Consider the following 26467-nt stretch of genomic DNA (forward strand, 5'->3'; position numbering starts at 1 on the left):
ATTATAAATCTCCCGGCTTACCCAAATAGTAAGTAATCAACCTTACTTCCCGCACAGAAAAAGCTTTCGTTTTCGGATGAAAATCCGTAGAAAGTATCTCATCCATTAATGGCTGACATCTACGCATCCAACGACGAAGTTTATTTACTGAAGCGCGAACTGTTATATCAGGAAAATACATTTGGGCTAAGTCTTGTTTATTGTAGCATTTCACTACAAAATCTGGTTGATTCATTGTATCTTTATGCTTGGTTTATAAGCTATAAAGATACAAAATAAATCATCCTTTTTCAACGTTTTTTTCATATTTATTTCAAAATTACTAGTCTTTTCTTTCACTTTTGGTCTGACCATATCCATAGCCGTAACCATAGCGTTTGCCATAGCCGTAGTGCTTACCGTACTTGCCGTAGCCGTAGTAATAACCGTATTTTCTCTTTTTCAAGTCCACACCGTTGATTACGGTACAAAGATTAGGAAGTTTCTTCTCAATAGACAACTCATTGATCAATGTATATTCGGCTTTATGAGTATAGTCGGCACGGCATACGTAGACGGACAAGTCAGCTACACGGCCTATCAATAAGGTATCGGTTACCATACCGATAGGGGCAGTATCCATTATTACATAGTCGAAGTGCTTCTTCAAGGTTTCTATGGCCTTGTCCAGTCCGTTACGAGCCAGCAGTTCGGTCGGATTAGGAGGAACAGTGCCACCCAAAAGGATATATAGGTTCTTATTGATATCCGAAGGCTGTACCAGTTCCATCAAATCCGTTTCAGGATTGGAAAGATATTGGGTAATACCTTTTTCCCTGTTCGAAAGCTGGAATACCTTATTAAGTCCCGGCTTACGAATATCAAGACCGACAATCACCACTTTCTTTCCCAAAAGAGAAAGACTGATAGCCAGGTTTGCCGAAACAAACGATTTTCCTTCTCCACTAACGGTCGAGGTCACAAGGATAACCTTCTGGTCATTATTGAGCATAAACTGAAGATTGGTTCGAACATTACGGAAAACCTCACTCATCAGATTGTTCTTATTCTCAAATACCGCAATAGAACCATTTTTATCATTCTTTTCGTCTGTCAATGGAATATCACCGACAACAGGGACAGTCGTTAGCTTCTCTACATCGGCACGACCTTCGATTTTGAATTTCGTCAGGTCAATCAGGTAGATGATGCCAACAGGGATTCCAATACCTAACACCAATGCAATCAAATAGATCATAGATCGCTTGGGAGACACTGGAATATCATCAGCTATCGCTTCATCAATAATCTTTGCATTATTCGCTGTAGCAGCTAGCGCGATCGCATTCTCTTCGCGTTTCTGTAACAACATCAGATACAAGCCTGCTTTAATCTCTTGCTGGCGGGCAATACTTACATAAGCTCGTTCCTGCCCCGGAGCATTACTGATACGACGAGAGTAGCGGCTCGCTTCACGGTCTAGGTTTGATTTAGTGATCATCAATCCCTGCAAAGTTCCTTCAAGGGTAGCCTGTACATTGGCTTTCATAGCACGGATGCTCGTATCCAGATTCACAATAGTTGGGTTATTTTCAGTTGATGTACGTAACAGACGTTTACGTTCCACCAACATTTCATTATAGCGTTCAATCGCACCAATCAAGGCAGCATCCTGTAAACCCACATTACTCGGCAATACTTCATATTCATTACCTTGCATATATTTACGAAGGTCATTTACCAAACTGATTTGAGTACGATTCTCCACGCTCTTCTTTTCATATTCAGCATTACCGGCCAAAGCAATCTGAGCTTCACTCGTCAAATCTGTGATACCCGCATCACGCTTAAAAGTCTCTAAATCCGCTTCTGTACTTCCCAATTCTTTTGAAATAATACTAATACGTTCATCAATAAACTCAGCTGTTTTCTGAGCAATTTCATTCTTATCATTATTCGTATTGCGATTATACATTTCCAGTAATTGGTTGATGAAATCCTGCCCACGCTGCAAACTGGAGTTCTTCAATGAAATCACAGCCACAGAAGTAGTTTTGGAAGTAGGCGCAATAGACAGGCTTTTACAATAGCTTTTTGCCACTTTCATCGGTTTGTTGATAGTCGCAGTTATATGACGTACATTCTTCTCTATTCGAGATACTTTCGTCCCATCCTGCAAAGCTACCGAATCCGCTTCCTGAAAGAAAGCCAGTGTACCTTCATCAGTCGGAAAAATGGCAGGCAACTTTTCAAAATGCTTCTGATATCCTTTCTCACCTACAGTCACGTTCACATCCATACTACCCTTAGGTTGCAGTGTCATTTCCACTACCATCGGAGAGCTTAGTTTCTCAGCCTCCTGAGGTGTCAAACTCACTTGTACCGGAGACGTCTTATATAAACCTTTAGCTGGGAATTCATCCTCATCTGCATAAGTTATATACAGATTTAATTGATTAACAACCTCTTTCACAAGCGTTTTAGAACGTAAAACCTCCAACTCATTGTCAATATTTTTGGAGGAAGTCATCAGACCGCTTAAGCCCATATCCTCCAATTCCGAAGAGAGTCCTACACCTCCACCTTTCTTCTCATCTTTTATAAGAACAGTAGCTGAAATATTATAAATAGGTGTAGCCCAATGCAGATAAAGCCATGCAGCAACAAGACATAGTAACACTGCCGTTACAAACCAAGGCCAATGGATAATATATTTAAAAAGTAACGCCTGAAAATCTATCTGTTCTTCACTAGTGACATGACCTTTCTCATATTGTTTTTCTTCTTTCATAACTCTTTCTTTTTATTTCAGGATATTAAACAACAAACTGGCAATCGACACAAGGATAGAAGTAGCAGAGAACCACAAGCTCGTACTAGTACCGATATCTGAATTTCGAGCTTTTGCCTTATTCGGAGTTACGTAAATAATATCATTCTGCTGCAAATAATAATAAGGAGAAAGGATAGTCTCCGCTTTATTCAGATCCAAAGGAATAATTTCCTGTTTGCCATTGGCATTCTCTCGTATAAGTTTAACATCATCACGCAGACCATATACAGTCATATCTCCTGCCATAGCCAAAGCTTCTAAGACATTCACCTTTTCATTAGAAATAGTAAATGTACCGGGACGGGCAACCTCACCAATCACAGAAATCTTATAATTCACCATACGGACCGTTACAATAGGGGATTCCGTTATATAAGGTTTCAGTTTTTCTACGATCATCTGTTCGGTCGCCTTCTTGGTCAGTCCGCCTACATGGAGTTCCCCCAGTACAGGGAAATTTATATTACCGTCATTATCCACTAGATATTGCTGTAGGACCGGCTGAGTGGTAGCATAATTCAAGGCCATATTATTCTGTGTTGCAACAGTCAAATTGAAAGGTACTGCCAATTCAGGACTGGTGCACGAAACTACAATGGTTAACAAATCCTTTGGCATAATCTTTGCGTCATATAGTTGCGCATCTTGAGTACTATACAATACCACTTCAGCATCCTGTAGGTAAGGCACTTTTTTGTAAGACTGACAGGCTGTTAATAGAAAAGCTGCCAATACGTAATAGATTAATTGTTTCATTCCATTCATAATATTTCTTTCTATTGCTTTTATTTTATCCTATTAAAACTCAATTCCTTTTTATCAGTAGCATTCCTCGATTCATTATATACCCATCTTTTACTTCAAAAATAACAGAAGACGCTATAACATTTATGTATACCCATACCTCCTTCAGGTATTTGGATATCTAATTTACCTTCTAAAGGAGATAGTATTTGATGTAAAACTTCTTCAGAACTTTTTTGTCTTATCACATCATCATAACAGAAAGCTGTTTCATATAGATATTTCATAGATAATTTCTTCTAATTTAGCAACAAGACATATTACAGTTTCTGCTGTCTTTGCATGTCGATGAATAAGCATTTCTATTTTTGGCTGATACCAGCAGATAAAGTACGTAAGTCGAGGAAGTAATGTAAACGTGGATTTTTCACCACTTGTTCAAAGAGTTTTCCTAATAGTTTTTATCTAATTTCATTGTTATCAGTTATTAGGCAATCTGTTGGGTTTTCTTAGAATGAAAAGATATCGGCAGAAAATCCAAACAGAAACAGGTAGCATCTCCATTATTTTACAATAGCCTCCTTGATACTCTCCACAATATAACGTACATCATCATCCGTCACATACGGACCAGCAGGCAAACACATACCGACCTTAAAAACAGCCTCCGATACTCCATTCACGTATGCAGGAACATCTTTGTATACCGGCTGCTTATGCATCGGTTTCCATACCGGACGTACCTCAATCCGCTTCGAAAGCATGAATACGCGTAGTGCCTCCACATTATCGTTCGGTTGACAGTCTGTAGTCGGGCAATCCACTACATGAATTACTCCAGCAGCACCTCCCACGGCAGTTTTAATAACCTCTTTGTAAACATTCTCCTGACCCTTGATTTTGATAGAAGGATCTAAGATGATGGTGCAAAGCCAAAAGTTTGAATCATACTCTCCTGTAGCTGGTTGTTTGTGTACAGTTACTCCCGGAACATTCGCCAATAGTTCCTCATAGAGAGCCTGTACATGCTTATGGTGCGCTATATGAGCATTCACCACCGTCATCTGACCACGACCAACACCTGCGCAAATATTCGACATACGGTAATTATAACCAATTTCCTCATGTTGGTAGTAAGGATAAGCCTCACGAGCCTGAGTAGCATACCACATAATCTTATTTTTGAGTTCTGCATTTTCACAGACTAATGCGCCACCTCCAGAAGTTGTAATCATTTTATTTCCATTGAAACTCAACACTCCAAACTTGCCGAAAGTACCTAAAACACGACCAGCAAACTTCGAACCAAATCCTTCAGCAGCATCCTCGACCACGGGTATATCATAACAGTTAGCTATTTCCATGATGCGTGTACAGTTATAAGGCATACCATATAAAGCTACAGGCACAATCGCCTTCGGTTTATTGCCAGTTTTAGCAATACGATCCTTGATCGCTTCCTCCAACAAATCCGGATCCATATTCCAAGTATCAGGTTCCGAATCTACAAATACAGGCGTTGCACCAAGATATGTTATCGGATGTGAAGAAGCACAGAATGTAAAACTTTGCACTAACACCTCATCGCCCGGTCTCACACCACAAGCTAGCAAAGCCAAATGCACTGCTGCTGTTCCTGACGAAAGTGCCACAACTTCATTTTTTCCACCTACAAAGTTTTTCAAATCTTCTTCGAAAGCGTTCACATTAGGCCCCAAAGGAACCACCCAATTTGTATCAAATGCTTCCTTTACATATTTTTGTTCGATGCCCCCTTCGCTCATGTGAGCAAGACAGAGATAAATTGTTTTTCTTTCTTCCATAGGTCTATTAGCTTTATTTATTTTTAAATTATTTCACCAGCATACTGTATCCGCTTACCCAAAATGGTAGCAAAAATCATTTGAATATCTTTTATAAAACTGTAATTATGATAATAATAACAGTTTATGCGTACTTTATCTGGATAAATAATATTGTCGTTATACCAAATAGCAATTTGTTCATCAGTCATTCTCGTAAAGTCTACCTCTTTGTATTGATTGAGTATAGACAAATCTCTTTTTTTTACCTTTCCAACAAACTGTGCTATCATTTCTTCTTCATCTCGATATTTAAGAGAGGCAGGTCCCGTAATTCCCGGACGAAGCTTCAATACATCTCTATCAGAATCTTCCAACAGATCCGCATATCCCGGAACATCCGGACGAGGTCCCACAAAGCTCATCTTTCCGATAAAAACATCCCATAATCCAGGTAACTCATCTACTTTATATTTACGAAGTTTTGAACCTAATGGTGTTATACGAGTTTCACCTGCAACACTAACTGTAGAACCACCATGATCCACTTTCATTGAACGAAACTTATGGCAATTAAACACTTTTCCTCCTTTACCCACTCGTTTCTGTACAAACAGCACAGGACCAGGCATTTGTTTTTTAATCAACAGAGCTACGATTAACAATAAAGGCCATAAAAATAATAAGCCGAAAAACGCTACTATTCGGTCAAAAAGATATTTTGAAAACATTTTTTACATTAGCGTCCAATCTAGATATATAATGTATTGGAAAGTACTTCTCAGAACTTTCTACATATATAAATATCAAAATGGACATTGTTTTTTAAATTTTATTTTTGTTTTAAACCTATAGTCATCGGTAAGAGATTTTCATAACACCAATAATTCATTACTATTTCTTTAAAGAATTTATTAAAGAATTCCAAAACTGAAATACCATGTATTTAGATATAAAAACAACAGGAAGCCTTCGTCAACAATTCACCTCTTAGTGGATGACTGTCAGCCAACCAAACACTTAATTTACTTTGAAATGAACCAATAACTTCCTAGCTTATTAAATTAAAAAAATCTGTTTGAGTGATAATCTCGCTGGTTGAAAAATCCGTATCTGGAAGAGGTTAAGAATTGAATGTGTCACCAATCAAATCACTTGAAATACACGTAATGTCATCGTTTTTTATCCAATAGCCAAGGTCATCATTTTATGCTTTTAAGTTAGGACATCAAAATTGGACGCTTATCGGAGTTATCCCTCGTTTTATTTATGAATTTTATTATAGATAAGACATTTTTTGCAACAATTCCATTACGACAAACAAACTTGTGTTTCTAAGTCCAACCTGCTCCCCCCCTTCAGAAGACTTCAGAACCCATGACTCCACTTATTATGTTAGAGGATTGGCTATTTCATCTTTTATTGATAGCGGAAAAAGATATCTTGTATCAGAGAGGGACTTTCTGCTCCTTTAACTGACAAGTCTTCTTAAACCTGACCAACCAATCAAATTCCACACCTCATCCTTACAATACTTACACATACGATATTACGGTTTTAATTGTAGTCCTACATGACCTTTCTAACACTCTTTGCTTTCTTTTTTGTCGTTTTCATCAAGAAAAGAATAAACACATTTGTTCTGATTCATAGAATACTAAGCTGTATTGACGGCCTACCCTTTAATATATTAAAAAATTGATCTAAGTATTTGGAAGGTACATTTTTCATACAACAAATGCTGCTCTAGTTTATCTAAATATTTTATATACAATTTTCTTGACCCAAGGAGGAGACACTAGCATACCAAACATCATATAGCCAAATACAGTGGCCCCACCCCCATAGCCAAGTGTCTTATTTATAATTTTGCGATCATGCAATTGCTTCTTTGCGAAAGCCCAACCGTTGCGCCTCTTTTTGAATAATGAGTTAGTAAACCGAAAATACAAAACAACATCTTGTAAATTCGCATGTTGTGTACCGGCTTTCATACCATCAAACCAAAGCATAGTATCTTGATTTTGTCGATATTCAGGACGATACTTACAGCCTGTCTTATCGAAAAAACTCTTTCTGAACATCACAGCAGGATGAGCATGAGGGTTTCTACGAGAGAAGAAATTATAGCATTCTTTGGGAGTTAAAGGGTATACTATTCTCTTGCCTCTACTTTCACTATTTTCATCTATCTCCTCTATAGCTCCACCTACAACATCAATATTGGGATGCTTCAGTAGATAATCCATTTGCTTTGCAAAACGTTCCGGCATAGATATGTCGTCTGCATCCATACGAGCAATGTATTCATAGCCACTATCGAAGCAGATATCAAGCAAATCGTTAAGAACAATGGCAAGTCCTCGATTCTCCTTAAACCACTTTACCGTAACATGCTCATAGTGCTCATACTGCTGCAAACATTCTTTCAGATCATCACCGACAGGACCATCCACTCCAATATAGAGGGATAAGGCCTCGTAAGTTTGGTTTAGTATACTGTTAAAAGACAACTTAATATACGGAACTTTATCGTTTTTATATACCGGTAAAATTACTGCAATACTTTTCATATAATTATTTCATAAGACGTTTACTTCTGCTAATCGCTCTAATTAATGAGAAATGCCGTCCTAAAAGCAGTTTACCTAAGAATTTTGCTTTCAGAGACATATGATTGTAATCTATGGGATATGCCTTATCAAGTTTGTCTATTAAAGAGATATACAGACTTTCAATTTTTTTTCTATACTCTTCCCTTTTGTAATTTACTGCCAATCTATCCGCAGAGACGGCAGCAGCCGTTAAAATGAAAGCATTAACTGTATCTGCGTATTTAGCATAAGATCCATTATCGAGAGTCTTTGCTTTAAGAGCCAAAGCCACTTCCCCCCATGGGTCATCCATTTTTGTATGCGACAAACTATCCGCCCGCAGAATGTAAAAATATGCCGGCTTCTCTATAAAAGCAATTGTTTGGGAATAATATACCGAGCAGTATGTAAACAGTGCTTCTTCACCTACCTTATGATTCGAATACTTGATGTTATTCTTTTCAAGAATTTCACGCTTCACTACCTTTCTGACACCACCCCAATTTATTTTACCTGTCATCTGCGCACGCATGAAGTCGTCTTTTTTCATGTTCTTATATACTGAAAGATACTCCTTGCGAACTATAGATCCATTTCCATCTACAGCTTCAACATTAATAAAAACGACATCCTCAGTATGGTTTGATAGTAACTCAAAGTAATATTCAGCCACATAATCATCAGAATCGATGAATACAATATACTCTCCCAATGCCTTGGTAAGCCCTGTATTTCTTGCCGCACCTGCTCCTGCATTCTCTTGATGCATAACTTGAATACGGTCATCTATCTCAGCATACTTCTGACAAATCGCCAAACTATTATCATTTGAACCATCATCAACCAAAATCATCTGCCAGTCACCGAATGTTTGAACTTGCACACTCTCAATACAACGCCCGATATAACTTTCAGCATTATAAACCGGTATAATAACACTAATTTTCATCTATTCATTGAATCAAATATTACTAATAAGATTAGCAGTATAAGAGGGAGTTGAAGATTCAAAATTGGATACAAACTCATCAAACACTTTCCTATCATGAGTATCTAAGAAATTAAGTAATAAGTGAATATCAAAATCTTTATTTTCATTAATTAATATCGCATTACCATACTTTTTAAGTGGTTCTATACATGGATCCTTGTCCCAAGTATAAAAATGGATAATTGGCTTACCCGTCGAGATATATTCATAAATCTTTGAAGGCGCCATAGGACTTTCTTTATTACCTATACTTAAAAGAACATCTGCGTTATCTAGATATTTTAAAGCGACATCATGAGGCTGCATACCAATATACTCAATTGCATTGTTTGTTTGCCTTTGATAGTTGCGCAATATATCAAAACAGTCTCCTCCTCCCATAAAAACAACTTTCATATCTATATAGGTAGTTAGACTCTTAAGAATTGTACAAGAATATACAGGGTTTCTGAGTACTTTGTATAATGTTCCTACATACACGAACAACTTTTTTCTACTATCCTTTTTCTCTTCAGCCATTTTTGTTTCTATGGGTCTAATAACCATTGGAAAATTCGCAAAAGACATTTTACTAAAAAACTTTTCAAATCTATTAGTTTTATAAAACGGAGCATGACATTCCATAATAATTATCTTATCAAATGCGGAGAAAAAATCATGTTCCCACTCAAACCCTTTTTTTTCTCTTTTTTCTGAAGTGAGAAACCCCGCATCTCCTTGCTCGTTTGATAAAGTATCTGTCGAATAGTATACAGTCCTTATATCTGGGTACTTTTCTTTTATCTTTTTTAATGCAACAACTCCCTCCAATGGAGTGTATGATGCTATTATCGTTGTTTTATTAACATCATCTATCAATGGAAGAATAGTCTTAACATAGCGTCCCACTAGAGTTGTACTTCTTAAAGGATATTTATTAATGTGGACTAATTTTGCTAGAATTGATAGAGCTCTTATTGCTAACACAAATAACGGTATATTATTTTTTACATCTCTAAGATAGACAGGAGTTGGTATATAAAAAACCTTAACATCATCTATTACTTGTACATGATAGTTTCTATCAAAACTATAGCATACCGTTGCTACTGATTCTCCTCTCTTAGCCAATTCTGTAGCAACATTATGCACACACATGCCTGTTGCTCCTGGTTTAGGAAGATATTGATTTGTCAAAAAGATATATTGTTTCATAATAACTACGAGAACAATTTATTAATATTATTAAGGACTCTTGCATTAAATGAATGTGATTCGGCAAGTTCTTTTTGAAGCCCTTGATATATTTCATCATTTGTGAGAACCCAAAAGATTTTTTTTGCTAATCCATCTATATCACAAACAAAACCATTCTTATTATTGTGAATAAATTCTGATGCAGATCCAAAATTTGTAGTAACTACAGGAGTATTTAATATCATTGCTTCATTGAATACCATTGGGCAAGCTTCTGATTCTGACGTACACACATACAAATCAGAATTTACAAAATAACTATATGGATTTATTTTATTACCTAAATAATGAACATAATTATCTACACTATATTTTTCAATATTAGCTTCAAGCCTATTATATTCATCTCTTACAGCAATAGGTCCCAATATATACCATTGAAAGCATAAACCTCTATCTATTAATTCTTTAGCAATCTTCGGTATAGATGAAAATCTTTTCACAGGGTCTATTCGCCCTGCAGAAATTATGACACTTCTTTTCCCAATTTCAAATCGATCGTCATCTATAGGCTTTCTAGATTTTACAAGAATTGATTCTGTATCAATAAGATTATAAATAGAACTAACCTTAGCATTTAAACGTGGATATCGAGATACGAAAAGCCGTGAAGTATATTCTGATACACAAATGATATTCTTATATTGACTGTAAATATCTTCTTCGCTTACTCCTAGAGGGCAATACTTATTATAGTTACAATGAATCCACGCTATTTTATTCGCATTTTTAAAGTATAACACAAACTTAGTAGGATAACTTTCTTCGAAGGCTACGACAAAATCATAAGTATATTTTTTCTCAATAATATGTGTCATCCGTTTATACAAATAATCTAATATATCGTACCCTAATAACCTTCTTATTATGGTTCTAATAGTCTTTAAAACCAAAACAGCAAGACATTTATACCATTTTTCTTCGATAGCATTCACATGAAAAGCAGAAATTATAAATGGCGAATACCTAACAACTTCATCAAAGTTATATTCTGCATTACGTTGGTTCGACAATGTGAATACAGTAATGTCATATTGTTTTTTGATATTTGAATATAAGGCAGATAGTGATGAATTCGTTCCACCAGTTTTTAGGCCAGGGATAACAAAAAGAATTTTATACATACGTTTTGGGTTTTGTATAGAAATAAATACCTATTAAAAGAAGTAAATATGTAGGACTTAAAATATCTGAGACAAAATCAGCTGCACCTGCTCTAGGTGCATAAATAATTGCATTTACCATATAGAATGAGATAGCGCAAATCCATACATTTTTTCTTGCCCAAACAAAGAATTTTGCTAATATTACTCCATAAACGACACTAAAACCAACAACACCCAAGTAACCAAAATCCAGCCAAGACTCCGCAATGAAACTTGATCCCATTCCTCCTCCAGCAAGATATCGTTGGGTTTGATAAGTATATGTCAAGTAGTTAGCGAGAGAATGGCCATTGATTGCAAAATCAACAGTATTAGCTTTAAATGCTTGTCCAATACCCAATATTTGGAATAGAAAATTATTATCATAACTATCTATAACTCTACCAAATGACCATATTCTATATGGAATACGATCTGCATTTTCATAAGAAACTCCAAGAACTTCAAGAATACTGCCTTGCTGATAAATAGAGTTTATTACCATATCCACAAAGCTAATATTACTTACAGAAGACTCCCCTCTCATTAGCATTACAATAAACATTAAAGCTGTAATGAAGGGCAATGAAAAAAGAATCGCTATTTTCACCTTTCGTGTCAACCAAGGATCATAAGGATCGATTCTATTACGAAGTAGTAAATATACCAAAAGTGTTATAAGGCTCATTATAAATCCTGTGCGTGCCCCTGTTAATAATGAGAAAACAGCAACTAGCATAAATACAATCAGTATTGGCTTTGCCTCTTTTTTAGAAGGCAACGTTACAAGAAAGAGATAAAAGCAAAGTGCATTTGTTGAAGCAAACTTACTTAAAACTGTAGGCAAACTGTTACTGTAATCAATATAGGAATCCATATAGCCATATGCCGCAACAAAACTAAAACGAGTATATATTGAATAAACGACAAGAATTACAGATAGCAAGTATAAATACTTTGATATTTTGCGAATTTGGGTTATTTGATAGCTGTTTGGGTCAATATTCAGCCTATAGTCAGAGTTAATATTTGCACTCACTAAGTTGAATCCTACTAAAGCTCCGACCAGCGACAGAAAACATGCTCTTGCTACAAAATTATGCACATCCTGACTAAAACTCATTGAATAGAGTTGACTATCCTGTATAAAATCATTTATATAATACTCAGGAATAACAATTCTTGTCATACAAAAAACAAATACCGTAAAAGCAAAAAGCATGAGCAGTACTCGTTTTTCAATATTTAACATACAGTAAAACATCAAAGCCACCCAAAAAAGAAACGATATATGTACATCATATTCTGGTGTAACAATTAATACAATCCCTAAAATGACTGCTAGAGGATATATTAAGTTTTCAATTTTAATCATATAGAATGTTGTTTATTGATTCCCATGTAATCCATACATCTCATCAGACAAATAATACACAATATTTTACAATTTATACAATTATATTTGTTTTAGATTAAAAATCAATTGAACATCAGATATAGCTATAATTATCATAGCTTATTTTTAACTTTTTCAACAAATACTTTTACTAAATACTGTTCATCCTTTGACAAAATAATGAAATAAGCTGCCCCAGCTGAAAAGAGTATAGATATTATTCCGACAATAGCAAGTCTGCCCCAAGACTCGCCCATCAAACTGTGAATAACAAATGGAATTAGCGGAGTTATTAGACTGAAAAGCAAACATGGTAACAAGACCTTTCTATAATAATCAAGATAGGAATAATTAAAAACCTTCCTTAACAAAAACATACTTACAGGCTGATTAATCAAATTAACAATTATCAACACAACAAACACCATATAAGCAGGAGTTCCATCAGCTAGAATTAGCCAAGAAACAGGAAGAGCACTTATTACAATTACACTTCGTACTGTTTGATAAATTCTAATTTTTCCAACAGCTTGAATCGCCTGCGAAATTGGAAGATTAAGACTTCCTAGGAGCATATTTAAAAGAATTAAATTGGTAAAAATTGAAGTATATTCTGGTACTTCCCCCCCTAACCACATATTCAAAATATATTCAATTTCAATAGATATTGGTAATGATAATACAAAAACCATTAGGTAGCACAACCTAGACATGCAAAACATCAAATTCTTTGTTCTTTCAAATTCGTTCTTAGCATAACTTTCTACCAACTGGGGTTTGAATGCAACAGCAATATTTTCGGTGAAACCACTAAGCGCTGCTTGTACCTGATAGGCAACACCGCGTGCAGCATTAACTACTGGACCAAAAAATACGTTCATTAGCATATTCAACCCCTGCCCTTGCATAGTGTAAGCAAAAGAATCAAAGACATTCCACCCCGAAAAAGCCAACATACTTATAAACTGCTGTCGATAAAAGACATGATGATACCTAATCTCCTCAAAGTTTTTTTTAGCATATACAAAATAAAGGAATATATTCGCTATTGATATTATCAACATAAAGATTCCATAATAAATCAATCGATCATAAGGAATATATGGAAGAATAAAGGCAATAAACAATTTCAGGATTACATCAACCATACTTACGATTGCATAAAAACCCATCTTTTCATGTGCCACTACCGCAGCTCCATATGGGATTTGCAGTATTAAGAGAAATAAAGAAATTACAGAAAATTGGAAAACACACATTGCTGCTGAAATTCTATCAACAGGAATTACCATTTTATTATTTATGTACCAAATACCGATAATCTCAAGTAAAACAACAGTTATTATCCCTAGTGTTATTTGAATTTGAAGTGACGTTATATATACTTTGTTAAGGTTGTCGCTATTCGAATTTCCTCGTTCAAAGTTAAAAAAACGTTGTATTGTATTTGTCATTGAAGAGTTCAAAAAAGCGAACATTAGCACAAACCCTGCAACAACATTATATATACCATAGTCCACTACTCCTAATGCATTAAGAATGGCACGAGTAGAATATAAAGATACAAGTAATACAAATATCATTCTGATATACAGAAACAAAGTATTCTTGGCTATTCGTTTATTATTTGATGTATTGTCTGACATTATTAAAATAGCATTAAAAAATCGCTACAATATTCTACAAATAAGAGATACAATCCCACTTATTTTCTTTGACTACCATTTCCTTTATTTATATTACTCTTCAACTTCAGTACAAGGCTTAGCTCCAAAGACTTATTTTTATAAAAACATAATAGAACCTCAGATAAGTCAATCCATTTTTATTCGTTTCTACCATTATTATAATGTAAATCTACCTGTGACAATAAGCAAAAATCGTCTTTTACAACTTCCATTATTATCTATTTGTCCGCAATAAGATTCCTTTATGGAATTTTATAAAACATCTACAGCCTATTGAGATATGTATAATCCTCTAAAAAACATCTTAGAGGATTCCTCCAAAGATGTACATTTATAAGACTAATAATTTAATATCATCGTGCCACTTAATATAATCTTGTATTTCTATATTTATTTTGTTACCTGTTAACGTGTAAATTCTGAAGCAAGTGAGAGTATCGGACCTTGTATTCAAATGAGAGCTACCTGTACACTTACTTAACCTCATATTATGAATTAATGGAATAGAAAGGAAAAAGGGCCTACATTTCCTTTCTCCAAACCATCTTATTAACCACCCCTACGTAAGACTGGATAATCTTCACAACCTTATTAGAGACATCATCAGTATAGTTAGGAACAGGGATACCATGATTACCATCCTTAGTCATACTGACTGCAAGATCAACCGACTGGAGAAGTCCCTTAGTGTCAATACCAGAAAGAATGAAACATGCCTTATCAAGAGCTTCCGGACGTTCTGTACTCGTACGGATACATACTGCAGAGATTGGCTTGCCGATAGATGCATAAAACGAAGATTCCTCTGGAAGTGTACCACTATCACTGACTACACAGAAAGCATTCATCTGAAGACAATTGTAATCATGAAAGCCAAGCGGCTGTTGTACTTGTACCCGAGAATCAAGTTTGAAACCAGAAGCCTGCAAGCGATTGCGGGAGCGCGGGTGACAACTATAAAGAATTGGCATATCATACTTATCTGCCATAGCGTTGATAGCAGTGAAAAGTGAGAAGAAATTCTTCTCGGTATCTATATTTTCCTCACGATGAGCGGAGAGAAGAATATACTTGCCTTTCTCTAAGCCAAGACGCTGGTGCACATCGCTTGCTTCTATTTCTGCGAGATTATTATGAAGTACTTCTGCCATAGGAGAGCCTGTAACGTAAGTACGCTCTTTAGGAAGACCGCAATCTGCAAGATATCTTCGCGCATGCTCTGAGTATGCCATATTTACATCACTGATGATATCAACGATACGACGGTTGGTCTCTTCAGGGAGACATTCGTCTTTACAACGGTTTCCAGCTTCCATATGAAAGATAGGGATGTGCAAACGCTTGGCTCCTATAACACTGAGACACGAATTAGTATCGCCTAGCACAAGCACACCATCAGGCTTTGTCTGCGCAAAAAGTTTATAGGAACAGTTGATGATATTGCCACAAGTGGCTCCCAAATCATCGCCTACAGTATCCATATATACTTCAGGCTCTGCCAACTTCAAATCTTTAAAGAATATACCGTTGAGGTTGTAGTCGTAATTCTGACCGGTATGGGCAAGAATCACATCAAAATACTGACGACATTTGGTGATAACAGCTGCCAAACGGATAATCTCGGGACGAGTACCCACTACGATGATAAGCTTCAACTTACCATTATCCTTGAACTTTATATCTGAATAATCGAATTTGGGTTGTTTTTCCATGATCATTTTTTCACTTTATCAAAGTATGTATCCGGTTTATCCGGGTTGAATATCTCATTGCAGTACATAACCGTTACCAGGTCTTCCGTATCGGAGAGATTGATGATGTTATGGGTATATCCGGGAAGCATGATAACGGATTGTATTTTGTCACCACTTACCTCGTAGTTCAGTACTTCGTCTGTACCTTCCTTGCGGAGTTGGATAAGTCCATGACCGCTGACAACGATAAATTGTTCCCATTTGGTATTGTGCCAATGTTCACCCTTAGTAACACCCGGTTTGGAGATATTTATACTTACCTGGCCACAGTTCAAGGTATGTACAAGTTCTGTAAATGAGCCACGCTGATCTACATTCATCTTCAGATCAAAGATTGCTTTTTCTTTGGGCAAATAACTCAGATAAGTGCTATACAATCTTTTGGCAAACGAGTCTGACGGGATTTCAGGGATCATCAGCGTCTCTGGCATTTCTGCAAACTGATGCAGCAAATCAACTATTTCACCTAATGTAACCTTATGGGTAACCGGACAATAACAGTATCTGCCATCCACCAATGGATGTACATCAAGACCTTCAAACTCGCAACGATATTCCTCGCCTTTCAAGGCATGAATCATCTCGTCTACGAGATCGTCAATGTAAAGCAGCTCCAGTTCTACACGTGGGTCATTGACTTGTATCGGAAGGTCGTTAGCGATGTTGTTGCAGAATGTAGCGACAGCACTGTTGTAGTTGGGACGACACCATTTGCCGTAAAGGTTCGGAAAACGATAAACCAGCACTTTGGCTCCCGTATCTTTACCATACTGTAGAAATAAATCTTCACCAGCCTTTTTGCTGCGACCGTATTCGCTGTTGCCAAAACGACCTGTCAGAGAAGCTTGTGCACTGGAAGAGAGCATGACAGGACAAGTATTATGATGTTTCTTCAGTGTATCAAGCAATGTGCCTGCAAAACCGAAATTACCTTTCATGAACTCCTCATTGTCTTTGGGACGGTTCACTCCGGCAAGGTTGAACACAAAGCCGGCTTTCTGACACCAGACATCTAATTGTTCGGAAGTGGAATCGAGATCGTACTCAAAGACTTCATCAATCTTCAGATCACCATAACAACGAGCCTTTCCGTTTTTGATATTATTAAGTTGGGCACAAAGATTTCTACCAACAAAACCTCCGGCACCAGTAACTAAAATATTCATAACTCTATTATTGTACGAAATTACCCTCGCCACTCAATTCCTTTTTGATGTAATCAAGAGCAGCTATTTTAGCCTTGGTCTCTTCTACATTCAATATATAAGTATTATTAGAATTGAACTCCGTAAGTGTGTTACGTTCCGTTTCACCTTCTTTGAAGAATTTGTCATAGTTCAATCCACGATTATCTGCAGGAACGCGATAGAAATTGCCCATATCTTCTGCCTTGGCACATTCCTCATTGGTGAGCAATGTCTCATACATCTTCTCACCATGACGGATACCGATAACCTTGATATCTTCTTTCTTGCCGCCAAATAATTCACAAACAGCCTCCGCCTGAGTCTGAATAGTACAAGCCGGAGCTTTCTGTACGAGGATATCACCGTTCTGCCCATGTTCGAATGCAAATAATACAAGGTCTACTGCTTCTTCCAGCGACATGATAAAGCGCGTCATCGTAGGCTCAGTTAGTGTTATAGGATTACCGTTGCGGATTTGGTCAATCCAAAGAGGAATTACAGAACCACGAGAGCACATCACATTACCATAACGGGTACTGCAAATCTTGGTCTTACCTGAATAGCGGCTCTTAGCTACAGCAATCTTCTCCTCAATAGCTTTCGTGATACCCATAGCATTGATAGGATAGGCAGCCTTATCTGTTGAAAGACAGATTACAGCACCAACGCCAGCCTCAATAGCAGCTGTCAATACATTATCTGTACCGACAACATTAGTCTTTACTGCCTCCATCGGAAAGAACTCACAACTTGGAACCTGTTTCAAAGCCGCAGCATGAAAAATATAGTCAACACCAGGCATTGCATTCTTACATGACTGCAAATTACGTACATCGCCAATAAAGAACTTGATTTTATGTGCCACATCAGGATACTTTACCTGATATTCGTGACGCATATCATCCTGCTTCTTTTCATCCCGTGAAAAAATACGGATTTCGCCGATGTCGGTACGGAGGAAACGATTCAAAACCGCATTGCCGAAAGAACCTGTTCCACCAGTAATCATAAGGGTTTTACCTGCAAAAATGCTCATAATGATTTTATCTTTTTATTTTTATATAATCGATTTATGGATGTTATTTAAATGTGCCATAATACTTAGCATACCACCCCGCAAACTTTCTCAATCCCTCACGTAGTGATGTTGACGGTTTAAATCCAAAATCTTGTTCCAAAGGGGTCGTATCAGCATATGTCACAGGCACATCCCCAGGTTGCATCGGTACCAATTCTTTGTGCGTCTCAAAATCGTAATCATCAGGAAGTACCTTGGCTGCTATGAGCTCTTCCTGAAGAATGGTCACAAAATCAAGAAGATTCTCGGGTGAGTTGTTACCAATATTATATACCTTGTATGGTGGAATTGGAAGTCCGTCATCGCCATTCTGTTTCTCAGGTGCATGTCGCATGATCCGAACAACGCCTTCCACAATGTCATCAACGTAGGTGAAATCTCGTTTGCAGTTACCGTAATTAAAGATCCGAATAGTCTTGCCTTCACGGAGTTGGTTGGTGAAACCGAAGTATGCCATGTCGGGACGACCGGCAGGGCCATATACCGTAAAGAACCGCAAACCTGTACTTGGTATGTTGTAAAGCTTACTGTAAGCGTGAGCCATTAGTTCATTACTCTTTTTAGTAGCAGCATAGAGTGATACAGGATTATCCACCTTATCATCGGTACTATAAGGCACTTTCTTATTACTTCCATATACACTACTGGAAGATGCATATACCAAGTGCTCGACACCATAATGACGACAGGCTTCTAAGATGTTATAAAATCCAATAAGGTTACTTTCAATATAGGCATCAGGGTTAGTGATGCTATAACGCACACCGGCTTGAGCAGCAAGATTCACGACTACCTGTGGGTGGTGGTCAGTGAAGATGGAGTCAACAACTCCCTTTTTAGCAATGCTGTCTTTAATGAAAACAAATCTGTCACCATAAGCAGACAATTCTTGCAAGCGTTCATATTTTAAACGTACATCATAGTATTCGGTAATACTATCAATACCGACAACCTTCACGCTATCAAATTCATTCAGCAAGCGTTTTACCAAATTGGCTCCGATAAAACCGGCTGCACCAGTCACCAAAACCACTTTATTCGCTAAACTAACATTGTATGTCACCATAAAGTTAATCTCTTTGGAAAATGTCACGGGTATATACCTTGTCTTTCACATCATCCAGACAAGAATCGTAGCGGTTGGCGATGATGGCCTGACTTATTTCCTTGAATTTGATCAGGTTATTGACCACTTGGCTACCAAAGAATGTTTCACCATCCTGCATAGCAGGCTCGTAAATTACAATAGTAGCGCCCTTCGCCTTGATACGTTTCATAATCCCCTGAATGGCACTTTGACGGAAGTTGTCAGAATTGGACTTCATGGTCAGACGATATACGCCAATGGTTATTTTTTGCTCTTTCTGGGCATCCCATGAACAGGAGGCAGTATAATACCCCGCTTTACGCAGCACTTGATCTGCGATGAAGTCTTTTCTTGTACGGTTACTTTCTACAATAGCACTCATCATGTTCTGAGGTACATCCTGATAGTTAGCCAAGAGTTGTTTCGTGTCTTTAGGCAGACAATAACCGCCATAACCAAACGATGGATTATTATAATGTGTTCCAATACGAGGATCAAGACCAACACCCTGTATGATTGACTGAGAATCCAGACCTTTTATCTCTGCGTAAGTATCCAATTCATTAAAATAACTGACACGCAAAGCGAGATAGGTATTAGCAAACAGTTTGACAGCTTCCGCCTCCTTTATTCCCATAAAAAGTGTAGGAATATCTTCCTTGATTGCACCTTCCTGAAGCAATGCTGCGAAAGTATGCGCAGCTTTCTCTAGGGCGGGAACATCAGCAATGGACTTAATTGCTTCGTTTTCCTCGTCAAACTGCTCGCCATCAATCAGTTTTGGATAGCCAACAATGATACGACTTGGATATAAGTTATCATAAAGAGCCATACTCTCACGAAGAAACTCCGGAGAAAAAAGCAGGTTAAGCTTCCTGACTCCCTTACGGGCATACTTCAAATAAAGTCCCCGGCAATATCCAACAGGAATAGTAGACTTGATTACCATTACCGCATCAGGATTGACACTTAAAACCAGGTCAATGACATCCTCTATATGATGGGTATCGAAATAATTCTTCACAGGATCATAGTTAGTAGGAGCCGCAATGACCACAAAATCAGCGTCACTGTATGCCTTGGCACCGTCAAGCGTAGCAGTCAGGTTCAATGTCTTTTCAGACAAATACTTTTCAATATATTCATCCTGAATAGGTGATTGCTTACGATTGAGCATATCTACTTTCTCAGGAATCACATCGACTGCCGTCACCTGGTGATGTTGCGACAAAAGTGTTGCTATGCTAAGACCAACATAGCCGGTACCTGCAACAGCAATCTTCAAATCTTTTGTATCCATTGTTGATTTATGTTAGTGTTATAGATTATTCCGGTTGCTTATCCAGAACTTCAAATCGAGGTGAATTCTTGGATTTAAACTCAGGCACCACTTTCTTCATCAGCTTCACTGTATCCATGATCTTTACCGTACGGGATAGCTTCTCAAACTCTGTATAAGTATCAAGGATATCAGCATATTTATAGTGACGTACCTTCGCTATCATTATCTTCTTATTCTCAGTAGGAATCGTATTCTCCTTATCACTCAAGACTTCTTCATAAAGCTTCTCACCGGGACGCAAGCCCGTAAACTTGATCTCAATATCTTCACCAGGACGATAACCGGCAAGTTCAATCATACGGGTAGCCAGGTCGACAATCTTCACAGCCTTTCCCATCTCAAAAACAAAAATCTCATTGCCCTCACCCATCGTAGCGGCCTCCATTACCAGACGACAAGCTTCGGGAATTGTCATAAAGAAACGGATGATATCAGGATGAGTCACTGTGACGGGACCACCATTCTCGATCTGCTCTTTAAAACGGGGAATGACAGAGCCGTTACTACCCAATACATTGCCAAAGCGGGTAGTGATAAATTTGGTATGGCCTTTCACTTTGCCCTCACGGATAGCACATCCCAGACTCTGTACATAGATTTCGGCTAATCGTTTCGAGCATCCCATGACATTAGTAGGATTCACAGCCTTATCGGTAGAAACCATGATCATCTTCTCAGCTCCGTATTCCACTGCCATATCGGCAACCTGACGGGAACCGACAACATTGACCAATACAGCTTCACAGGGATTTTCCTCCATTAACGGAACATGCTTATAAGCAGCGGCGTGAAAGATTATCTGAGGCTGATAGATATCGAACACCATACGAAGACGTTCTTTCACGCGGACATCTCCAATGACAGGAACAAAATCAAGACCGGGATAATTCTTCTCAAATTCAAGACGGACATTATGCAAAGGAGACTCAGCGGAGTCAAACATAATCAGTTTCCTGATGTTCATCTGAGCCAGTTGCCGGCAAAGCTCGCTACCAATACTACCGGCAGCTCCCGTTACCAACACGACCTTGCCACAGAACTCGGTCATCACTTCCTCCATATTGATATGAATCTCTGAACGGCCTAGTAAATCCTCAATTTTGATAGGACGTACCCATTGATGGAAACTTCCGTTCTCATCGGCCTCACTAATACTTGGAGATATTAGTGTCTTCAATCCGCTTCTTTTGCAATACTGGAGCAGGCGGTCTTCCTCTTCACGGGTATTTTCATAGCGGGCAAACAGGATGCCTCCGATACATTTCTTATGAATCAGTTTGTTGAAACATTCTTCATCCTTAAAAGAATAAACGGGAAGGTCAGCCACACGCCGGATAGAATCTCCTGTTCCATAAATGCAAAAACCTACAACTTTATAGTGGGAGCTATTCATTAGACGGACTTTCAATGCCACACTCTTATCATCAATACCATAGATCAGAATATGCATATTCTTCTTATTCAGCAGATTCAGCAAGAACTCATAAACCAGAATCAACTGGATACGGAACCCTACCATGACAATAAAAGTAAGCATGCCATCGAACAGTACAAAGACTATTTTCTGACTGTTGTGCAAGCCCGTTTGAGACAGGAGGAACCAGATGGCAATTGCTAAGCAGACGGCCTTTATCAGTGCACTCCCCGCCAGTCGCCACAATTCCTTCAACTGGGAAAAACGGATCGTATTGCGATAGGTATGAAATAAAACGGAACCTAAAATACTGGATACAACAGAAATTGCCAGAATATAAAATAACGCGGTAATTTCCTTGGGAGTTTCCGTAATATAATGAATGCCGATAAATGACACCCAGGTACAAACCAAAGCTATGAATGTATCAATTCCCAATACAATCCAATAACTAAAGTAATTTTTCTGCAAGTATTGAACAAAACGGTCAAATGCGTGTTTCATAATTAAATACCCCAATAAATTATAAAGTCTTTATAAAACGTAATTCATAGACATACTATGATAGTAGTTCATTGTAAATGGTGTGTAACCGATTTTTCAATGGTGAGGAGAATAGATTTTGTATAATCTTTTGAGAACGAATAAGAATGGTTTGTTTTTTTATCTCATCTTCAGGATTAGCATACATAGATACACTATATCCCATCAAAAGAGATAAACATAAAGCAGCTTCCTGCTCGGTTGTTTCACCATGATAAAGATACAGATCATTGATCTGTTCATGAATTTCCTTATTGAGTAGTGCTAGATCGTCGACACATATACAGCTCGCATTCTCACCCATATGGAGCAAAGTATCAACTGTTTTTTGAAGTTTATCTATTTTCCCCTGTATACTAGTGAAGGTCCCCATCACCCACTTAATTTCTCTCGTCAATTTGCTCTACATATCCGACAGGCATATCGACACAAGCGCATCCCAGCATATCCAAACGAACTGCTATTTTGTTTTTGCCATCTAATGCAACAAGCTCCCCTACAAGTCCCGTCAAAGGTCCTTTGATAACACGAACCTTTTTACCACGGGCCAACGGAGAATAACTCATACAGATTGCCTCTTCCGAATAATCGAGCATAAAACGGAAACGAGCCATCTGTTCATCAGGAATCACAGCAGGCTTCCCCTCACCACGCAACACCATATAACGGCTTACGGTAGAAAGAGTCAGAGCAGCCATGCGTTCTTTAGGATCAGCATGAACAAATACCATCATCGGAAGAAGAACGGTCTCGACTAATTTGCGGCGATCACTCCATTGATGAATTTCTTGCTGGACAGGAACAAAAGTCTCAATTCCCATTTTCCCCAAATACTCAGCTACTTTTTTTTCGTGATGTATGCGAACATGTGCCACATACCAGCGTTTTAAGCATGCTACGCCCTCCCCTGTCCCATTTTTGGTTCCGAGGATGGCTGATTTCTCTTTTGTTAGAATCATGTTTTTTTACCCCATATGTTTCCGTTACTTCTTAGGTAACGGAAAAAATCATAACTATACTGTACCAAAAGAGAAAAGTTAAAAACAAAGACAAATAAATGAATGAGGGCGTGTACACCCTAAGAGAAGGGGTATATTCCAGTGGAAATTAGGTATATAAGTGGCTGGACATAAAAATAAGCATTTTTCATGTCACAATATATTTTTGCCTTATATTTCGGATAAAACTAAAAAAAATGTGGTTTTATTTGTTCTCTATTTATGTTTTTGTCTATCTTTGCGTCAAAATCAATTCCGTTACCTAAGAAGTAACATACATACTTTAGTGTTGATTATTAAAATTTTGAATATTTACACCCGAGAATTCGGAGCACTCCTCACGTAATATAAATTCATTCGATTTACTTCCGTGCGCTCCCGCAGTTCAAAACCCTTCAAGTAGATTTGTGTCGTCTTTATTGATTTATGCCCCAACAACTCGCTAATCATTTCAATGGAAACTCCCCGATATTTTGCCGTAGTAGCCCAAGAATGACGAAGCGTATAAGAAGTCACGGGAGAAGTAAGGCGCAAGGCCTTCGCAAGCCCTTTCAGCCGATTATTAAATCGACGGAGAGCAGACTGATATTCGCGGTAGCCACTCTCATCTTTACGCTTCTTATCTCCCGAGAGGATATTAAATAGGTAGTCGGGACAATTCGGATGAGGAGGCTGACGATTGCGAAGCTGATTAATCATATCTTTAGCTGTATCCAGGATTTCTACGCTTATAGGCGTTTTGGTCTTGACGCGATTGTATCGAATGACATTCTGTTCTAAAGATGATTTCTCCAGATGAGCCAGATCGGCAAAAGACATTCCGCAAAACTGAAACATCAAAGCAGCAATCATTTGCGTATTCCGCAGATAATCTGACTTGGGATCTTCATAGAGAAGTCTGCGAAGCTCACCTACAGGCAATGCCTTCTTCTGACGAACATCCACACCCGTATACACCTCATGAAACAAACGGTGCACATATGGAGCACTACCGGCTTCCACCCCCCGATTGTAAATGCTCCGAAGCATACGCATATAGGTAGAAACGGTGTTGGGCTTTAAACCGGCTTCATAAAGATACTCCCCATAACGCCGCAAACGCTCGCGGGTGATGTGTCTGAAAGCTATACTTTTTGTGCCACAAAACTTGGTAAAAGAGAAAAGGGCATTCTTGTAAACATGGGCAGTAGAATAGCGCCCTTCTTTTCGTAAACGACCGATATACAACTCTGCACAACGGCTAAATCCATTTTTATTCATCTTATATAATCACTAGTAATTTTATACAAGTATAAGACGAAAAAAGCGATTTAACAACAGATTTTTAAACCTTTCCAAAAAATATCAAAAATAAAGTGGAGGTAAAATCCGGCTAATACCATAAAATAGCAAACTAAGGAAGTGCATAATGCTTTTCATTAATCTGTTTGATGGCTTCTTCAGCACACCTTTCTTTCTATAACGCAAAGCAGGCGAGAAAGTTTTTCTCGCCTGCCCGGTCTATACTTTTATCAATAATATTGTCTATTATTTATACGTATGTTTCCAGCAATTTTACGTTTCCAGCTTCCGGAGTAATTGTTACATCCTGTGTGGTAGCAGGAAGCAGAATAGATTCTCCGGCACCTACTTTCAGTTCATTACCTTCATTGTCTTTTATCCTGCATGCACCTTCCATACAAATGAAGATCACGAATGAATCGAGTTCTGAATAATCACAGCTGATTTCTTCGGTCATATCATACACGGAAGTAGTGAAGTACGGACAAGCTACAAGTTCCACCGGCTCATCTTTCACTGCCTCGTATTTGGTACGGTAATCATCCAGCACCTCGTAATTGATAGCCTCACGCGCCAGGTCGGTATGCAATTCACGAGTCTTTCCGTTTGCATCCTTACGGTTGAAGTCATAGATACGGTAAGTGATGTCCGAAGTCTGCTGAATTTCGGCAATAAACGCACCGGCACCAATACTGTGAACACGTCCGGCAGGAAGGAAGAATACATCTCCCGGCTTAATCTCATACTCCTGCAACACATCGGTGATCGTATTGTTCAACACACGCTCTTTATATTCTTTCGGGGTGATTTGCTCGGAAAAGCCAGAACGCAGCTTCGCTCCTTTATCAGCATCCACTACATACCACATTTCCGTTTTACCCATTGAGTTGTGTCTCTTCTTTGCCAGATCATCCGCCGGATGCACCTGGATAGACAGATCCTGCTTCGCATCGATGAATTTAATAAGCAACGGGAATTTGTTACCAAAACGAGCATAATTCGCTTCGCCAACCAATTCCTCGCGATATTTTCTCACCATATCAGCCAAGGTTAAACCTTTGTCCGGGCCATTAGCCACAACAGATTCATTGTCCTCTACGCCGGAAATCTCCCAGCTTTCTCCTACTCCTTTCAAGTCTGAGTTCAAATGCTTGAACGGAATAATTTTGTCGCCCCCCCAAAGCGTCTGCTTCAGAATAGGTTCGAATTTTAATGGATACATTTTTGTTTTTCTTGTTAATAAACTTAGATTAAATTCTCCCGGATTATTATAATCCGGGAACAAACATACGAAAAAATGTTCACTTTAAAAGAAAAGAAGGATGAAAAATACAGAAACCTAAGTGAGAACGCTAAACTTTCCTAAACTACCCAC

Annotated in this window: 21 protein-coding genes; all 21 read right to left on the minus strand. The window is 38.0% G+C overall.

Features of this window, described 5'->3' with window-relative positions; all coding sequences use genetic code 11:
* Position 1: 1 nt before the first annotated feature.
* The 21 genes from BLW31_RS17190 to BLW31_RS17295 all read right to left on the minus strand — a co-directional run bounded on the left by BLW31_RS17190 (position 2) and on the right by BLW31_RS17295 (position 26314).
* Complete coding sequence (locus tag BLW31_RS17190) at positions 2-235, minus strand: DUF4248 domain-containing protein (protein WP_008760682.1); 234 nt, start codon at positions 233-235, stop codon at positions 2-4.
* An 87-nt stretch (positions 236-322) separates the two neighbouring features.
* Positions 323-2770, minus strand: a complete 2448-nt coding sequence (locus BLW31_RS17195; RefSeq protein WP_010537683.1) for a GumC family protein — start codon at positions 2768-2770, stop codon at positions 323-325.
* A gap of 12 nt (positions 2771-2782) precedes the next feature.
* On the minus strand, positions 2783-3577 hold the full coding sequence (locus tag BLW31_RS17200; protein ID WP_010537682.1) for a polysaccharide biosynthesis/export family protein: 795 nt from the start codon (positions 3575-3577) through the stop codon (positions 2783-2785).
* A gap of 542 nt (positions 3578-4119) precedes the next feature.
* Positions 4120-5379, minus strand: coding sequence for a DegT/DnrJ/EryC1/StrS family aminotransferase (locus BLW31_RS17210; RefSeq protein ID WP_010537680.1), 1260 nt, complete (start codon positions 5377-5379; stop codon positions 4120-4122).
* A gap of 23 nt (positions 5380-5402) precedes the next feature.
* Positions 5403-6089 (minus strand): sugar transferase, encoded by a 687-nt coding sequence (locus tag BLW31_RS17215; RefSeq protein ID WP_029425509.1) that lies wholly within the window; start codon positions 6087-6089, stop codon positions 5403-5405.
* Positions 6090-7109: 1020 nt separating this feature from the next.
* A complete protein-coding gene (locus BLW31_RS17220) occupies positions 7110-7931 on the minus strand; it encodes a glycosyltransferase (protein WP_010537678.1) in 822 nt (273 codons plus the stop codon).
* Positions 7932-7935: 4 nt separating this feature from the next.
* Positions 7936-8901: a glycosyltransferase family 2 protein gene (locus BLW31_RS17225; RefSeq protein WP_010537677.1), complete on the minus strand. Its 966-nt coding sequence runs from the start codon at positions 8899-8901 to the stop codon at positions 7936-7938.
* 12 nt (positions 8902-8913) lie between these two features.
* Complete coding sequence (locus BLW31_RS17230) at positions 8914-10137, minus strand: glycosyltransferase (RefSeq protein ID WP_010537676.1); 1224 nt, start codon at positions 10135-10137, stop codon at positions 8914-8916.
* Between the two features lie 5 nt (positions 10138-10142).
* Positions 10143-11303: a glycosyltransferase gene (locus BLW31_RS17235; protein WP_010537675.1), complete on the minus strand. Its 1161-nt coding sequence runs from the start codon at positions 11301-11303 to the stop codon at positions 10143-10145.
* A complete protein-coding gene (locus BLW31_RS17240; RefSeq protein ID WP_010537674.1) occupies positions 11296-12699 on the minus strand; it encodes an O-antigen polysaccharide polymerase Wzy family protein in 1404 nt (467 codons plus the stop codon). Before BLW31_RS17240 ends, BLW31_RS17235 begins: the two co-directional genes overlap by 8 nt.
* 134 nt (positions 12700-12833) lie before the next feature.
* Positions 12834-14303: an MATE family efflux transporter gene (locus tag BLW31_RS17245; RefSeq protein WP_010537673.1), complete on the minus strand. Its 1470-nt coding sequence runs from the start codon at positions 14301-14303 to the stop codon at positions 12834-12836.
* Positions 14304-14929: 626 nt separating this feature from the next.
* Positions 14930-16120, minus strand: coding sequence for a UDP-N-acetyl glucosamine 2-epimerase (locus BLW31_RS17250; protein ID WP_029425507.1), 1191 nt, complete (start codon positions 16118-16120; stop codon positions 14930-14932).
* A gap of 2 nt (positions 16121-16122) precedes the next feature.
* Positions 16123-17328, minus strand: a complete 1206-nt coding sequence (locus tag BLW31_RS17255; RefSeq protein ID WP_010537671.1) for a polysaccharide biosynthesis C-terminal domain-containing protein — start codon at positions 17326-17328, stop codon at positions 16123-16125.
* A 7-nt stretch (positions 17329-17335) separates the two neighbouring features.
* Positions 17336-18385, minus strand: a complete 1050-nt coding sequence (locus BLW31_RS17260) for a polysaccharide biosynthesis protein (RefSeq protein WP_008763183.1) — start codon at positions 18383-18385, stop codon at positions 17336-17338.
* 43 nt (positions 18386-18428) lie between these two features.
* On the minus strand, positions 18429-19493 hold the full coding sequence (locus BLW31_RS17265) for an NAD-dependent epimerase/dehydratase family protein (protein ID WP_010537670.1): 1065 nt from the start codon (positions 19491-19493) through the stop codon (positions 18429-18431).
* Between the two features lie 4 nt (positions 19494-19497).
* Positions 19498-20814 (minus strand): nucleotide sugar dehydrogenase, encoded by a 1317-nt coding sequence (locus BLW31_RS17270; protein WP_010537669.1) that lies wholly within the window; start codon positions 20812-20814, stop codon positions 19498-19500.
* 25 nt (positions 20815-20839) lie between these two features.
* Complete coding sequence (locus tag BLW31_RS17275; RefSeq protein WP_010537668.1) at positions 20840-22774, minus strand: polysaccharide biosynthesis protein; 1935 nt, start codon at positions 22772-22774, stop codon at positions 20840-20842.
* A gap of 55 nt (positions 22775-22829) precedes the next feature.
* Entirely contained in the window at positions 22830-23186 is a 357-nt protein-coding gene (locus BLW31_RS17280; protein ID WP_010537667.1) for a UpxZ family transcription anti-terminator antagonist, read from the minus strand.
* A gap of 7 nt (positions 23187-23193) precedes the next feature.
* Positions 23194-23772 (minus strand): UpxY family transcription antiterminator, encoded by a 579-nt coding sequence (locus BLW31_RS17285; protein WP_010537666.1) that lies wholly within the window; start codon positions 23770-23772, stop codon positions 23194-23196.
* A 351-nt stretch (positions 23773-24123) separates the two neighbouring features.
* Positions 24124-25071, minus strand: a complete 948-nt coding sequence (locus BLW31_RS17290) for a tyrosine-type DNA invertase cluster 3b (protein ID WP_010537665.1) — start codon at positions 25069-25071, stop codon at positions 24124-24126.
* Positions 25072-25342: 271 nt separating this feature from the next.
* Positions 25343-26314 (minus strand): type I phosphomannose isomerase catalytic subunit, encoded by a 972-nt coding sequence (locus tag BLW31_RS17295; RefSeq protein ID WP_010537664.1) that lies wholly within the window; start codon positions 26312-26314, stop codon positions 25343-25345.
* Positions 26315-26467: the final 153 nt, after the last annotated feature.

Origin of the sequence: Bacteroides faecis MAJ27, from assembly GCF_900106755.1 — a bacterium.
Classification (GTDB): Bacteria; Bacteroidota; Bacteroidia; order Bacteroidales; family Bacteroidaceae; genus Bacteroides; species Bacteroides faecis.

Excerpts from the sequence above, each read along its gene's own strand:
- BLW31_RS17285 (WP_010537666.1), bottom strand. The coding sequence starts at position 23,772 with ATGATTCTAACAAAAGAGAAATCAGCCATCCTCGGAACCAAAAATGGG.
- BLW31_RS17250 (WP_029425507.1), bottom strand. The coding sequence starts at position 16,120 with ATGGAAAAACAACCCAAATTCGATTATTCAGATATAAAGTTCAAGGAT.
- BLW31_RS17275 (WP_010537668.1), bottom strand. The coding sequence starts at position 22,774 with ATGAAACACGCATTTGACCGTTTTGTTCAATACTTGCAGAAAAATTAC.
- BLW31_RS17220 (WP_010537678.1), bottom strand. The coding sequence starts at position 7,931 with ATGAAAAGTATTGCAGTAATTTTACCGGTATATAAAAACGATAAAGTT.
- BLW31_RS17200 (WP_010537682.1), bottom strand. The coding sequence starts at position 3,577 with ATGAATGGAATGAAACAATTAATCTATTACGTATTGGCAGCTTTTCTA.
- BLW31_RS17195 (WP_010537683.1), bottom strand. The coding sequence starts at position 2,770 with ATGAAAGAAGAAAAACAATATGAGAAAGGTCATGTCACTAGTGAAGAA.
- BLW31_RS17245 (WP_010537673.1), bottom strand. The coding sequence starts at position 14,303 with ATGATATTTGTATTACTTGTATCTTTATATTCTACTCGTGCCATTCTT.
- BLW31_RS17240 (WP_010537674.1), bottom strand. The coding sequence starts at position 12,699 with ATGATTAAAATTGAAAACTTAATATATCCTCTAGCAGTCATTTTAGGG.
- BLW31_RS17210 (WP_010537680.1), bottom strand. The coding sequence starts at position 5,379 with ATGGAAGAAAGAAAAACAATTTATCTCTGTCTTGCTCACATGAGCGAA.
- BLW31_RS17230 (WP_010537676.1), bottom strand. The coding sequence starts at position 10,137 with ATGAAACAATATATCTTTTTGACAAATCAATATCTTCCTAAACCAGGA.
- BLW31_RS17255 (WP_010537671.1), bottom strand. The coding sequence starts at position 17,328 with ATGAATATTTTAGTTACTGGTGCCGGAGGTTTTGTTGGTAGAAATCTT.
- BLW31_RS17260 (WP_008763183.1), bottom strand. The coding sequence starts at position 18,385 with ATGAGCATTTTTGCAGGTAAAACCCTTATGATTACTGGTGGAACAGGT.
- BLW31_RS17190 (WP_008760682.1), bottom strand. The coding sequence starts at position 235 with ATGAATCAACCAGATTTTGTAGTGAAATGCTACAATAAACAAGACTTA.
- BLW31_RS17215 (WP_029425509.1), bottom strand. The coding sequence starts at position 6,089 with ATGTTTTCAAAATATCTTTTTGACCGAATAGTAGCGTTTTTCGGCTTA.
- BLW31_RS17225 (WP_010537677.1), bottom strand. The coding sequence starts at position 8,901 with ATGAAAATTAGTGTTATTATACCGGTTTATAATGCTGAAAGTTATATC.
- BLW31_RS17270 (WP_010537669.1), bottom strand. The coding sequence starts at position 20,814 with ATGGATACAAAAGATTTGAAGATTGCTGTTGCAGGTACCGGCTATGTT.
- BLW31_RS17280 (WP_010537667.1), bottom strand. The coding sequence starts at position 23,186 with ATGGGGACCTTCACTAGTATACAGGGGAAAATAGATAAACTTCAAAAA.
- BLW31_RS17235 (WP_010537675.1), bottom strand. The coding sequence starts at position 11,303 with ATGTATAAAATTCTTTTTGTTATCCCTGGCCTAAAAACTGGTGGAACG.
- BLW31_RS17295 (WP_010537664.1), bottom strand. The coding sequence starts at position 26,314 with ATGTATCCATTAAAATTCGAACCTATTCTGAAGCAGACGCTTTGGGGG.
- BLW31_RS17290 (WP_010537665.1), bottom strand. The coding sequence starts at position 25,071 with ATGAATAAAAATGGATTTAGCCGTTGTGCAGAGTTGTATATCGGTCGT.
- BLW31_RS17265 (WP_010537670.1), bottom strand. The coding sequence starts at position 19,493 with ATGGTGACATACAATGTTAGTTTAGCGAATAAAGTGGTTTTGGTGACT.